Source organism: Marinithermofilum abyssi (genome assembly GCF_014641195.1).
In the GTDB taxonomy this organism is placed as follows: domain Bacteria; phylum Bacillota; class Bacilli; order Thermoactinomycetales; family DSM-45169; genus Marinithermofilum; species Marinithermofilum abyssi.
This window is the reverse complement of sequence record NZ_BMHQ01000008.1, coordinates 105,741-118,934: the sequence shown is the minus strand read 5'-3', so window position 1 is coordinate 118,934 and position 13,194 is coordinate 105,741. Positions and strand designations below refer to the sequence as shown.

The 13,194-nt window shown below is 52.9% G+C and carries 12 protein-coding genes and 1 pseudogene; 12 read left to right on the top strand and 1 reads right to left on the bottom strand.

The features are described from left to right. Positions 1-127: 127 nt before the first annotated feature. From IEW70_RS12170 to lysS, 9 genes are all read left to right on the top strand, one after another. Positions 128-895 (top strand): type III pantothenate kinase, encoded by a 768-nt coding sequence (locus tag IEW70_RS12170; protein ID WP_188648196.1) that lies wholly within the window; start codon positions 128-130, stop codon positions 893-895. A gap of 39 nt (positions 896-934) precedes the next feature. Next, positions 935-1,849: an Hsp33 family molecular chaperone HslO gene (gene hslO, locus IEW70_RS12165; RefSeq protein ID WP_188648195.1), complete on the top strand. Its 915-nt coding sequence runs from the start codon at positions 935-937 to the stop codon at positions 1,847-1,849. 148 nt (positions 1,850-1,997) lie between these two features. After that, complete coding sequence (gene cysK / locus IEW70_RS12160) at positions 1,998-2,921, top strand: cysteine synthase A (RefSeq protein ID WP_188648194.1); 924 nt, start codon at positions 1,998-2,000, stop codon at positions 2,919-2,921. A 221-nt stretch (positions 2,922-3,142) separates the two neighbouring features. After that, positions 3,143-3,739 carry an aminodeoxychorismate/anthranilate synthase component II gene (gene pabA / locus IEW70_RS12155; protein ID WP_188648193.1) on the top strand — a complete coding sequence of 199 codons (597 nt, stop codon included), beginning with the start codon at positions 3,143-3,145 and terminating at the stop codon, positions 3,737-3,739. A gap of 417 nt (positions 3,740-4,156) precedes the next feature. Beyond that, positions 4,157-5,020, top strand: a complete 864-nt coding sequence (gene folP / locus IEW70_RS12150; RefSeq protein ID WP_188648192.1) for a dihydropteroate synthase — start codon at positions 4,157-4,159, stop codon at positions 5,018-5,020. Between the two features lie 12 nt (positions 5,021-5,032). Continuing rightward, on the top strand, positions 5,033-5,392 hold the full coding sequence (folB, locus tag IEW70_RS12145; RefSeq protein WP_188648191.1) for a dihydroneopterin aldolase: 360 nt from the start codon (positions 5,033-5,035) through the stop codon (positions 5,390-5,392). Then, positions 5,389-6,045 (top strand): 2-amino-4-hydroxy-6-hydroxymethyldihydropteridine diphosphokinase, encoded by a 657-nt coding sequence (gene folK, locus IEW70_RS12140; RefSeq protein ID WP_188648190.1) that lies wholly within the window; start codon positions 5,389-5,391, stop codon positions 6,043-6,045. Before folB ends, folK begins: the two co-directional genes overlap by 4 nt. Next, positions 5,966-7,027 carry a tRNA dihydrouridine synthase DusB gene (gene dusB / locus IEW70_RS12135; protein ID WP_188648189.1) on the top strand — a complete coding sequence of 354 codons (1,062 nt, stop codon included), beginning with the start codon at positions 5,966-5,968 and terminating at the stop codon, positions 7,025-7,027. The genes folK and dusB overlap by 80 nt, the downstream gene beginning before the upstream one ends. A 360-nt stretch (positions 7,028-7,387) precedes the next feature. Then, the gene (gene lysS / locus IEW70_RS12130; RefSeq protein ID WP_188648188.1) at positions 7,388-8,875 is read left to right on the top strand and encodes a lysine--tRNA ligase; all 1,488 of its coding nucleotides are present in this window, start codon (positions 7,388-7,390) and stop codon (positions 8,873-8,875) included. A gap of 423 nt (positions 8,876-9,298) precedes the next feature. On the opposite strand, the gene IEW70_RS12125 is transcribed toward lysS, so the two are convergent. Beyond that, the gene (locus IEW70_RS12125; protein ID WP_188648187.1) at positions 9,299-10,168 is read right to left on the bottom strand and encodes a glycerophosphodiester phosphodiesterase; all 870 of its coding nucleotides are present in this window, start codon (positions 10,166-10,168) and stop codon (positions 9,299-9,301) included. Positions 10,169-10,880: 712 nt separating this feature from the next. Here IEW70_RS12125 and IEW70_RS12120 point away from each other — a divergent pair. From IEW70_RS12120 to cpaB, 3 genes and pseudogenes are all read left to right on the top strand, one after another. Then, a pseudogene (locus tag IEW70_RS12120) lies at positions 10,881-11,507 on the top strand (gamma-glutamyltransferase); the annotation flags it as partial. A gap of 331 nt (positions 11,508-11,838) precedes the next feature. Then, positions 11,839-12,288: a prepilin peptidase gene (locus IEW70_RS12115; RefSeq protein ID WP_188648185.1), complete on the top strand. Its 450-nt coding sequence runs from the start codon at positions 11,839-11,841 to the stop codon at positions 12,286-12,288. Positions 12,289-12,440: 152 nt separating this feature from the next. Further along, positions 12,441-13,184 (top strand): Flp pilus assembly protein CpaB, encoded by a 744-nt coding sequence (gene cpaB, locus IEW70_RS12110; protein WP_188648184.1) that lies wholly within the window; start codon positions 12,441-12,443, stop codon positions 13,182-13,184. The last annotated feature ends 10 nt before the right edge of the window (positions 13,185-13,194 follow it).

Sequence of the window (13,194 nt, the reverse complement as noted above, 5' to 3'; positions counted from 1 at the left end):
GGCTTCGCACGTCACGTGGGAACCTTTTTTCGCGAGCATGACGGACGACAACCAGCGGGCGTGCGTTGAATTTGTCCGACCCCCCTGCTATGATGGGGATGGACTTTATAGAGAGCGGGTGGATGCCATGTTGCTGGTGATGGATGTGGGCAATACCCATATCGTGTTGGGGATTTATCAAGGGGATGAATTGATTCATCATTGGCGTGTCCATACCGACCGCCATTCTACCGAAGATGAATACGGCATGCGGTTGAAAAACCTGTTCACTCATGCGGGTCTTCATATGGAGCAAATTGACGGGGTGATTGTTTCCTCCGTCGTGCCTCCGTTGACGTATGTACTGAAATTGTTATCGCAAAAATATTTCAACCGGACGCCTCTTGTAGTGGGTCCCGGAATCAAGACGGGCTTGAACATCCAGTATGAAAATCCGCGCGAAGTAGGGGCCGACCGGATCGCCAATGCGGTGGCTGCCATTGAAGAATACGGGACTCCTTGCATCGTGGTCGACTTCGGTACCGCCACCACTTTTTGCTTTATCGACGAAAGAGGACGTTACATCGGAGGAGCCATTACGCCTGGAGTCGGTATCTCGACAGAAGCGTTGTATCAGCGGGCGGCGCAATTGACCCGTGTGGAGATCGTGAAGCCGGAAAGTGTCGTCGGACGAAATACGGTCAAAGCGGTCCAAGCAGGCGTTTTTTACGGGTATGTAGGCGTGGTGGATGAAATCGTCTCCCGAATGAAAGACCAGTTGTCCCAGCCCCCGGCGGTTGTGGCAACGGGAGGATTGGCAGAGCTGATCTGCAAAGAAACCAAAACGATCGACAAAGTGGATCCTCTGCTCACGCTGAAAGGGCTGAAGCTGATCTACGAAAGGAACCGGGCTTGAAATGGAGTTTCGAGGCTGATGAGAAAGAGGGGCAATGAGATGAGTCGGGATTATGCCATTCGGGCAACTTCTTTTAACAATCAGGTTCGGGGATTTGCCGCGGTAACCACCGAGCTGATGAGTGAATTGCAGAAGCGGCACCACACCTGGCCTGTCGCCAGTGCGGCATTGGGGCGGACGGTATCCGCCGGTGCGATGATGGGCATGATGTTGAAAAATGAAAAAGACCAATTGACCATCCAAATCACCGGCGACGGTCCTCTGCGTCAGATCGTGGTGGATGCAGATGCAAAAGGAAGGGTGCGGGGGTATGTAAAAAATCCGGCCGTCGACCTTCCGCTCAATGGCAAAGGCAAACTGGATGTTGCCAAGGCGGTGGGCAACGGCACCCTTCATGTAGTAAAAGACCTTGGTTTGAAGGAGCCTTACCGCGGGAGCGTGCGGCTGGTTTCCGGTGAGTTGGGAGAAGATTTTACCTATTATTTGACGGTTTCGGAGCAGGTTCCTTCTTCGGTGGGAGTCGGCGTGTTAGTGGACCGGGACGGATCGATTCTGGCATCCGGCGGCTTTATCGTGCAAGTGATGCCGGAAGCGAGCGAGGAGGTGGTTGACCGGTTGGAGCAGGCCATCACCGCTTTGCCGCCGGTAACCAAGCTTCTCCATGAGGGAGCCACCCCGGAGGATTTGTTGCAACGGGTGCTTGGAGAAGAGATGCAGGTGCATCACCGCCAGGCAATCACCTTCCACTGCCACTGTTCGAAAGAACGGATTCGCACGACCCTGAAAGGGCTCGGCAAAAAGGAAGTACAGCAGTTGTTGGAGGAGCAGGGAGAAGCGGAAGTGATCTGCCATTTCTGCAACGAACGTTATCGTGTGGAGCGGGCCGACCTGGAGGAGCTGTTGCAGGAGATGGAAGCGGATGATGATCCGTCCGTAAAGGATGCGGCGGAATAACGCATCCATGGTCAGGCGATTTCTGAAAACGTGACCACCTGTGGTTTTTGAATGAAATGACGCCAGCCGTTATTGACACCCTGGCAGGGGATTGGTACGATAAAACCATTAAAACCTATTGAATTGCTTGGGTATAGGAGGTCCTGTCATGCGTGTAGCCGAGAATATCCTGGGACTGATCGGGCAAACACCGGTGGTAAAGTTAAATCGGATTGTCGGAAAAACCGATGCGGATGTGTTTTTGAAACTGGAATTTTTTAATCCCGGCAGCAGCGTAAAAGACCGGATTGCGTTGGCTATGATTGAAGAGGCGGAAAAGCAGGGCAAGCTGAAACCGGGGTCGATGATCGTGGAGCCTACCAGCGGGAACACGGGGATCGGGCTGGCGATGGTAGCAGCGGCCAAAGGCTATCGGGCGGTCTTGGTCATGCCGGATACCATGAGCATGGAACGGCGCAATTTGTTGCGGGCTTACGGGGCGGAACTGGTGTTGACTCCGGGTGCTGAAGGGATGAAGGGGGCGATCGCCAAAGCGGAAGAAATTGCCCGGGAAAACCCGGATGCTTTTATGCCGCAGCAATTTGATAATGAAGCGAATGTCAAGATTCACCGGGAGACAACCGGTCCGGAGATTTATCAGCAGATGGATGGAAAGATCGATGCTTTTGTGGCGGGAATCGGGACAGGCGGTACGATTACCGGCGCGGGTCAGTATCTGAAAGAAAAGATTCCGGATCTGCAAGTGTTTGCCGTAGAGCCCTCAGCTTCGCCCGTATTGTCCGGAGGAAGTCCCAGTCCCCACAAAATTCAGGGCATCGGTGCCGGTTTTGTGCCCTCCATTTTGGATACTTCGGTGTATGACGAAGTGATTACCGTTGACAATGAGGAAGCATTTAAATGGGCCCGTCGGATGGCACGGGAAGAAGGCATTCTCGGCGGGATCTCCTCCGGAGCAGCTGTCTGTGCCGCCATCCAGGTGGCCCGCCGCCTCGGGGAAGGAAAACGGGTCGTCACCGTCGTCCCGAGCAATGGCGAACGATATCTGACAACCGCTTTGTACCAATTTGATTAATCTCATCTGATGTGGATGTTCCTATTGGAAAGCCTTAGACAATCCACCAGAAACCCCCGCGAATCCGTCGGGGGTTTCTTTGCTGCAAACCTTTCTTCCCGGGGGGATTTGTTGTAAACTGATGGGAGGGATAAAAACTGCCCCCGTGTGCCCTTTTGCCGGTGCACCGACGGGGGTTGTTCCGAGATGAGAGGAGCAGAGATGAGAGGAGCGTTGAATCGATGATCTTGATGATTGATAACTATGATTCGTTTACCTACAACTTGGTGCAGTATTTGGGCGAGTTGGGGGAAGAGGTAGAGGTACACCGGAACGATGCGATTTCAGTGGATACCATTGCCGAGATGCAGCCGGATGCCATTCTGATCTCACCCGGACCGGGCAATCCGGATGAAGCCGGTATCAGCCTGGATACAGTCCGCCGTTTTGCCGGCCGGATTCCCATACTGGGTGTTTGCCTGGGACATCAGACGATCGCCCAAGCTTTCGGCGGCAAGGTGGTCCGCGCCGGGCGGCTGATGCATGGCAAGACCTCTCCTGTCCATCATGATGGCCGCACGCTGTTTGAAGGGATTCCGTCCCCTTTTGAGGCTACCCGTTATCATTCGCTGATCGTCGAGCGGGAAAGCCTTCCGGAGGAGTTTGAAATCAGCGCCGAAACGGCTGAAGGAGAGATCATGGCGATGCGGCACCGTCGTTTTCCGTTGGAAGGGGTGCAGTTTCACCCCGAGTCCATTTTGACACGGGAAGGAAAACGGCTGCTGGCCAACTTTTTAAACACCTACCGTGAGGATTCCCTGTTATCCACAGGAAGATAGGCCGTGAGGCCTAGAATTCACTCAACACTGTGGATAAGTTGTGGATAAGTCCTGCCCAAACGGGAAAGCAAGTGCCGGTGTCCAGTGGGAATCCTAAGATTCCCGACGGCAGCTTTTTTGGCAAAAGCCTTGCAGCACAAGGGATTCCGGGTGGGTGTTTGCAAAGGATTTTGGTGAGAATCTGTACTTGAGCATAGGAATCCTCGTCCAAAAGTTATACACAATCGGATGGAAAACCTGTGGATAAGTTGTAGGCAGAGATAAATAGATAGAAGTTTGAGCGAGCTTGTCGGTCTATCACTCGGGCCGGAAAACACCTTTACTAAGGTACAGCTTTTCAACAAGAAAGGCAAGCTGTCTTAAAACAGACAGATCATGGATGACGATGGAACAAACATCACAGGAGGAGACGCGGCCATGTTGTTGGAATCCCGTACCCGGAATCGGGTGCAGCCCGAACAGCCTTTTACCGCCGGTTCTTATACATTGCCTCTTTATGAGCGGACGTTGGTGATGGGGATCCTGAATGTGACACCAGACTCCTTTTCTGACGGCGGTCGCTTTAATCAAGTGGAGCGGGCAGTGGAGCATGCCCGTAACATGGTTGCCGAGGGGGCCGACATTCTGGATGTGGGAGGGGAATCCACCCGTCCCACGGCTACACCGGTTTCTTTGGAAGAAGAGCTGGCCCGCGTGATACCGGTGATCCAACGGCTGGCCCGGACGGTGGATGCTCCGCTTTCCGTGGATACCTACAAAGCGGAGGTGGCCCGTCAGGCCCTGGAAGCCGGTGCCCATATGATCAACGATGTGTGGGGACTGAAAAAAGACCCCGAGATGGCGCATGTGGTAGCCCATTACGATGTTCCGGTCATCATCATGCACAACCGGAAAGAAGCCCGTTACGACTCCTTTTTGGATGATATACGGGCGGACCTGATGGAAAGCGTGGAGATCGCCCGCCGAGCAGGGGTGAAAGACGAGCGGATCATCTTGGATCCCGGTATCGGTTTTGCCAAAAGTTATGAAGAGAACTTGTACCTGATGCGTCATTTGGATGTGGTGACCGAGCTCGGTTTCCCGGTGTTGCTGGGCACGTCCCGCAAATCGATGATCGGACTGACGCTGGATCTGCCTGTGGACGAACGGGTGGAGGGAACAGCGGCCACTGTGACCTGCGGCATCATGAAAGGGTGCGGTATTGTACGGGTCCATGATGTCAAAGAGATGGTCCGGGTGGTCCGGATGACCGATGCAATGATGCGGGCGGCCGCAGTCTAAGGAGGGCGCGGGATGGATACCATCTTTTTCAACGGGATGGAGTTTTACGCGTATCATGGAGCGTTTCCGGAAGAAAACCGGTTGGGACAGCGTTTCTATGTGGACTTGGAGCTGGGACTTGACCTGGCCCCTGCGGGACAAACGGACGACCTGGATCAAACGGTGGACTATGCCGAAGTGTATGAAAAGGTGAAGGAAACGGTAGAATCCCACACCTTTGCATTGGTGGAGACTGTGGCGGAACGCATCGCTTCCCGATTGCTGGAGAATTTCCCCCTGGAAGAAGTGATGGTTCGCGTTACCAAACCAGATCCGCCGATTCCGGGGCACTATGAGTCGGTCGGTGTGGAAATCCGGCGGACACGCACATGAACACAGTGACAGCTTACATCGGTCTGGGAACCAACCTGGGAGATCGGCTCGGATTGTTGCGGGAAGCGATCCGGCGGCTGGACCAAAGGGAGGGAATCCGTGTGATCCGTCTGTCTTCCGTATTTGAAACGGACCCGGTGGGATTGACGGATCAGCCGGATTTTCTCAATATGGTGGCGGAAATAGAGACAACCCTCCCGCCGCGAACATTGCTGGACTCTCTGCTGTCAGTGGAGCAGAGCTTGCACCGGGTGCGGCGGATTCGCTGGGGGCCGCGTACGATCGATCTGGATATCCTGCTCTACGGAGACCGGCAGGTAAAGGAAGCGGATTTGGAAATCCCCCACCCCCGGATGTGTGAACGCGCCTTTGTCCTGATTCCGCTGCAAGAGCTCGCTCCGGATGTCATCGTTCCCGGCACGGGTCGATCGGTGACGGAATGGCTGGATCAGTTGGCGGTGTCGAACGAAGTCCGGCGGACCGATAACCAATTTCCTTGCCGATGGGGAACCCGGGATGAGCCCGAGTTCCTTGGACATCGGTCATCAACAGCGATAAGGAGGTGTTGGAACCATGTGGATGAAAAAGATGAAAATCGGACCGGTGGAAACGAAAAACAATGTGGTGCTCGCCCCGATGGCGGGGGTGTGTAACCCGGCTTTCCGCTTGATCGCCAAAGAGTTTGGCACCGGTTTGGTTTGCGCTGAAATGGTGAGCGACAGGGCGATCCTGAACGGCAACCAACGAACCCGGCAAATGCTGTATGTGGATGAGCGGGAAAAGCCCTTGAGCCTGCAAATTTTCGGCGGGGACAAACAAACGCTGGTGGAAGCGGCGCAAGTGGTGGACAAACAGACCAACGCCGACATCATCGATATCAATATGGGCTGTCCGGTGCCCAAAGTGGTGAAATGCGATGCCGGTGCCCGCTGGCTTTTGAACCCAGACAAAATCGAAGAGATGGTATCCGCCGTGGTGGAAGCGGTGGACAAACCGGTTACCGTCAAGATGCGGACGGGTTGGGATGAGGATCACATTTATGCGGTGGAAAATGCGAAGGCAGTGGAGCGGGCCGGAGCACAGGCGGTCTCCCTTCACGGCCGTACCCGTCAGCAGATGTACACCGGCAAAGCCGACTGGGATATGATCCGTCAGGTGAAAGAGGCGGTGAACATTCCCGTGATCGGCAACGGGGATGTGTTCACCCCCGAGGATGCCCGGCGGATGCTGGAGGAAACCGGTTGTGACGGCGTGATGATCGGACGCGGTGCCCTGGGGAATCCGTTTATGTTATACCGTACGATTCACTACCTGGAAACCGGAGAGCTCCTGCCGGAGCCTACTGCCCGGGAAAAAGTGGAGATTGCACTGGTGCATATGGACCGCCTCATCGCGCTTCGCGGTGAAGAAGTGGCCGTGCGGGAGATGCGCAAACACGCCTCCTGGTACCTGAAGGGGCTGCGCGGTGCCGCCCGCATCAAAGACCGGGTAAATGAGCAAACCACCCGGGAAGGCATGGAACGGGTGCTGATGGAGTTTGTGGAGCAATGGGAGCAGAAACAGGCGGAACGGGTCAGCCGGCCTGCCGCGGGTTCCAAAGTGAAGCCGTGTGCCGTTAATCAACCGGCCGTCTGATTTTCGTCAAGAGATGAGGAGCGAGGGGGTCCCGCAGTCGGGGATTCCCTCGATTCAGTTGCTAACGAACTTAGCTATGCACTCCGGTTGATATGCGCTCTCGGCGAGCAGCCTGACACCGGATTTCATCGATACTCCGTGAGTTTCTTCACAGCCAACAAGAAAACCGTAAGGTTCACATATGGGTGAAGTAAGGATTGTCTTCATCCATCGTTTTTATTTATCGTATCGTTCCTATTGATTCCCTTTCATTGTTGCGATAAAGCCTGGAATCCGGGTGTATCCCGCGTTTCTTTTGACTATAACGGTAGGTAGGACTCTTTTTTCGTTGACTGATTGCCAAATGAGGAGTTGAACGAGATGGCCCAGGAAGAAATCAATGAACTGTTGCAGGTGCGCCGGGATAAATTGGACACCTTGCGGGAAAAAGGGGTTGATCCCTTTGGTCGCAAGTTTGATCGGACCCATACGGCGGAAGAAATATTGGACCGGTATGATGAGCTGTCCAAAGAAGAGTTGGAGGAAAAAGGAGAGCGCGTCGCCATCGCCGGCCGTCTGATCGCCAAGCGGAAACAGGGGAAAGCTTCCTTTGCCCATTTACAGGATATGAGCGGCCGTATTCAGATCTATGTGCGGAAAGACCGCGTCGGTGAAGAGCAATACGATGTGTTCAGCATGGCAGACTTGGGTGATTGGCTCGGGGTGGAAGGCGTCGTGTTCAAGACAAACCGGGGCGAAACCAGCGTCAAAGCCGACTCGGTCACCTTCCTGAGCAAATCCCTGCGTCCCTTGCCGGAAAAATTTCATGGGCTGAAAGATGTGGAGCTGCGTTACCGCAAACGCTACCTTGACCTGATTATGAACCCGGAAGTAAAAGACACCTTCATTACCCGGAGCCGTATCATCAGCTCGATCCGGCGTTATCTGAATGACCGGGGCTATCTAGAAGTGGAGACGCCGACGATGCACACCATTCCCGGCGGTGCAGCGGCCCGGCCGTTTATCACCCATCACAACGCCCTGGATATCGATCTGTATATGCGGATCGCCATCGAGCTGCACCTGAAGCGGCTTATCGTGGGCGGGATGGAAAAAGTTTATGAGATCGGCCGTGTGTACCGCAACGAAGGGATTTCTACCCGGCACAACCCCGAATTTACCATGATGGAACTCTATGAAGCCTACGCTGACTTCCACGACATCATGGACCTGACGGAAAACCTGATCACCCATGTGGCGAAGGAAGTGTTGGGGAGTGAGCAGGTAGAATACGACGGTCAAAAGATCGACCTTGCCAAACCCTGGGCCCGAAAATCGATGGTCGATCTGGTCAAAGAACATGTCGGTGTTGACTTCTCCCAGCAGCTGAGCGACGAAGAAGCCCGCAAGCTGGCAGAAGAACACGGGGTGGAGATTCAGCCCAACCACACCTTCGGCCACATTCTGAACGAATTCTTCGAGCAAAAAGTGGAGGACAAGCTGATCCAGCCAACTTTCGTCTACGGCCATCCGGTGGAAATTTCCCCGCTGGCCCGCAAAAACGATGAAGACCCCCGGTTCACCGACCGGTTTGAGCTCTTCATCGTCGGCCGGGAACATGCCAATGCTTTTACCGAGCTGAATGACCCGATCGACCAACGGGAGCGATTTGAAGCCCAGCTTCGGGAAAAAGCCCAAGGCAACGACGAAGCCCACCCCATGGACGAAGATTTCCTGGAAGCCTTGGAATACGGCATGCCTCCCACCGGCGGCCTGGGGATCGGTATCGACCGGCTGGTGATGCTGTTGACCGACAGTGCTTCCATTCGTGACGTGCTCCTGTTCCCGACCATGCGCGAACGGGATTGATAATGATCAAGCGGCAGCCATGCCGCTTGTTCTTTTATGCAATAAAAAAGACCGCCCATCCGATTGGATGAACGGTAAAGAGGATTGGATCCGAACGGGACTCCGCAACGTGCGAGTTCCCGTCCATCTTTAGCCCAGTGATTCCATCGGAGGGGTGCAAAAGCCTGGCCGGCTTTTACATGGAGAAGGGCTTGCTGACCCCATGGAATCCATATGAGAGGAATGCTTGCTCCCGGGCCGGTCCCTGTTTGAAACGGTGTCCTCAAGACGGCACATGCCGCAGCATCGGGGTAGACAAGAGGGTGGATCCGTTCATCCTTTGGGCAGCAGGAGAGTTCGGGACAGGCAGCAAACGGATTGTCGTCAAACCGCGCTACGGGCCGGGAGCGTAAATAGATATCGCAGAGATGAATCCAGAAGGATTTACTGCTTGTTCAGCATTTCCTCCAGCTTGTCCGGGAAGTTGGTAAACATCCCGGTTACACCCCATTCGAGGAGCTTTTTCATTTCGCTTTGCTTGTTGACGGTATAGGGATGGATTTTCAACCCTTTGTCCCGCACTTTTTGCACATAGGCTTGGTCGATCTTTTCATAGTTGGGGCCTACACCGATGGCGTATTGGGCGATGTCGTTCAGTTCCGCATCGGTGATCTCCCCTTTTTGGTTTTGCTCATACCAGAGGAGCTGTACCAACGGGATGTCGGCGTTCAGATTGTGCACTTTTTTCAGGCTCTCTTTGCTGAAGGACTGGATGATCACTCGCTTGTTTTCCAGTGCGCTCTTTGTCAATAGGCCGTGTTTCTTCAGGGTATCAAGCAGTTTTTCTTCCATGCCCGGATATACTTCCGGTGCTTTGGTTTCGATGTAATATTTGTGATCGGTGCCGAAGCGATCCAGTATTTCGTCCAAGGTCGGCACTTTCAGCCCTTTATATTCTGGCTTGGCGTATTGGGGATACTCTTTGTTGAACCAGGAGCCGGCGTCCAACCGCTTGATCTCGGCCAGCGTGTGATCCTTCACTTTGCCGGTGCCGTTGGTGGTCCGGTCCAGTGTTTCGTCGTGCATGGCGATCAGGTGACCGTCCTTGGTCATTTGCAGATCGATCTCGATATAGTCGCCACCCATTTGATCCCCCAGCTCATAAGAGGGAATGGTATGCTCTGGCGCATATCCGGAAGCGCCGCGGTGAGCGATATTCAGTGCTTGTTGTTCTGCGTAACTGTGCGGAGTAGCCAAGGCAAACAACAATCCGGCGACAAGCATCAACCCCACACGTTTAAAAGCTATTTTCATCTGGATCTCATCCTTTCCATTCGGGTCAGGAGAACAACCAGCACGTCTTCATATGTAGTCTGCACAAAAAAGTCGCGGAGAAATAGAGTTCATCCGGACCCGCATCAAAACAGGATAGCACAGGGGACAAGCAACGGCTATCCGGAGGGATTGGAGAGCGGCCGGAATGAACTTCCCCGCAGATGATTCCTCTTTATCTTAGAAAAAGAGCGTTAATAGAGTGTAAGCCGACCATTAAAAATCTTTGAATATCCCGGAAGCGCATTCAAAAGCCCTTCTTGCCTCCTCTCCCTTGAAAGACGGGATGGTGGTTACAGAAAGTGCACGCTGAAAGCCCACGGTTTTAATCGTGGGATGAAAGGCGGCGTTGCTCAACACCCCTTTCGGGGTGGAAAGAGCAACCAATACCGGGTATAATCGAACGTATGAGCGGTGCTCATCCCACGGGTAGTGGGTTCGTTCCTTGTAAACGTCATGGTATGGGGTTCCAGTAGCGAACCAATCTCTCCTACTGGGTAAAACCATGAGAGTGAGATGGAGGAACTAGCGTACTGGTAACAGGTATGCCGCCCATGCGGGTACATTTCTAACTGCATGGGATGGGCTGATGAGACAGCCCTGAACTTGGGAGTTGTCCGAAACAGAAATGAACTGAGGGCGCTAACTACCCAAGAATCCCACGGCTTCAGCCGTGTAGAGTCTCAATGCGCATCCATTGGCTTCTCAAGCAGAAGGCTCCAAAGAAAAGGCAGTCCCCCAACCCGACGACCGCAAAATCGGGCAAACCACCCACTTCACCGTAGCCGACCGCTGGGGCAATGTCGTCTCCTACACCACCACCATTGAGCAGCTCTTCGGCACAGGCATCATGGTACCCGGTTACGGGATTCTGCTGAACAACGAGCTAACCGACTTCGATGCTGTCCCCGGCGGCCCCAATGAAGTCCAGCCCAACAAGCGGCCCCTGAGTTCCATGTCCCCCACCATTGTATTCAAAGACGGCAAGCCGATCATGACCGTGGGCTCTCCCGGCGGACCGACGATCATCGCCTCCGTCTACCAGGTTCTCTTAAACCGCCTGGAGTATGGCATGGGCCTCAAAACTGCCATCGAAGAACCCCGTATCTACAGCAACAAATACCCGACCATCCTCTGGGAGGAAGGCAACCCGGCAGAAGCCCGAAAAAAACTCACCCAGATGGGCCACCAGTGGGAAGCCGAACCCGCGAATATCGGAAATGTCCAGGCGATCTGGACCGATCCGGATACCGGTCTCTACCTAGGAGCCGCCGACTCGACGCGGGAAGGCATGGCGATCGGGGTGAATGGGATACGGTAAGTAAAGGTAGAAGGATATTCTCTGTTTGGTAGGACAGGTTCGATTTCAACTAAGCTGACCCTGGGGTATACCCAGGGTTTTTATTTTCGACAGCTGAGTAGTTAAAGTGGAACGAAAAATTTCACAGAGGGAATTGGAAGTGATCTCTTAACTATGCATGAAAATAGGATGTGAATATTCCTTAAGTATTAAATATATAAGATAAAAGAAATAAATCCTAGATGTCTCTGGGAAAATTCCTATACTTCCTTGCTATAATAAACGCAATCAATATATTTCCCTTTCATCCAGGTAGGCAAAACTATTTTTTGATCAAAGGCAGGGCAATCTCGTGACCGAACATCTCTTGTACATGACATTGATTCTCTTACTTACCTATGCTACCTACACCGACCTCAAAGAACGACTGATCTATGACCGCGTGGTCATCGGCGGTGTTTTGGCAGCATTGATCTTTCATCTGTGGGAACCCCAGCCCCCCTGGCTGGAATATCTCTTCACTGGGATCGGAGTCCTCTTTGGACTAGCTACCATCGCCGTCCTCACTGGCGGCAGCGCCATCGGCGGAGGTGACATCAAAGTTTTTGCCATGATCGGGTTTGCCCTGGGGTTTGAAGGGTTTTTCATCGTGTTCAGCATCTCCCATGTGCTTGCGGCCTTATATATGATCGGTGTCAAACTGATCCGTTCTCAAAGCGTGAAGTGGGGAACCGAGTTCCCATTCGCTCCTTTTATTCTTCTCGGCATTCTCATCACATACACTCTCAGATGGGTCATGTAAACGAAATTTGTCGAAAAAAAGAAGATTATGTGAAAAGATGTATTGTCAAGGGTGGAATTTCTTGCTATTATAGGATGCGATATTTGAGTTGAGTAAGAAAATTAGCATCATTCATCCATTCTAAATCTTCGTAGAGCAGGTGTTAACAACAAATGCAAGATGCAAAGCGAAGGGCCATGATCTTTGCAGCTTTGTCGGTAGTTTTAGCAGCAGTTGCAGGGTTACTCTTTTTACAAAAACTGAATGAAGTGGATGCGGAAATGGGACAGAAAACGACAGTATATGTAGCAAATCAATCCATTGCCTCCCGAGAGCCGCTGAAACAAGGATACTTCACTGCAAGGGAAGTCCCCGTGAAGTATGTAAAAGAGTTAGGATCTGTGGTAACCAAAATTGACAACATCGAGCAAATGGTTACTGTGACTCCCTTACAAAAAGGGGAAGTATTGACCACGAACAATCTGAAGCCTGTTTCAGGTCTTTCTTCGTCTAAGAATCGGATGGTGACACTGGTTCAGAACGATCGGGTGTTGTTTGACGGCGGTATCCAAGCGAATGACCGCGTGGATATTATTGTATCTGACGATGAAAGCGGAAAAAATACAACTCAAATATTCATGTCCGACGTACGAGTAGTTGGTGTTAGCGAAAATAAAAAGACGGATCGTGTAGAAGCGATCGGCCTCGAGGTGTCACTTGAAAAAGCCCGAGAGTTGATTCACGCTCAGAATTTCGCTGTTGCGATCAGGGTATTGAAAGCACCGCAAGAAGCTTCTGAACAAACCGGTGCAGCACAACAGGGAACTGAAGTGGGTCAAAGTACTGCTGGTACAGACCAAAGCGGTGGTAATGAGTCTGATGGCGAATCGGGTCAACAGGGAACATCTCAACAATAATCTGATGTCA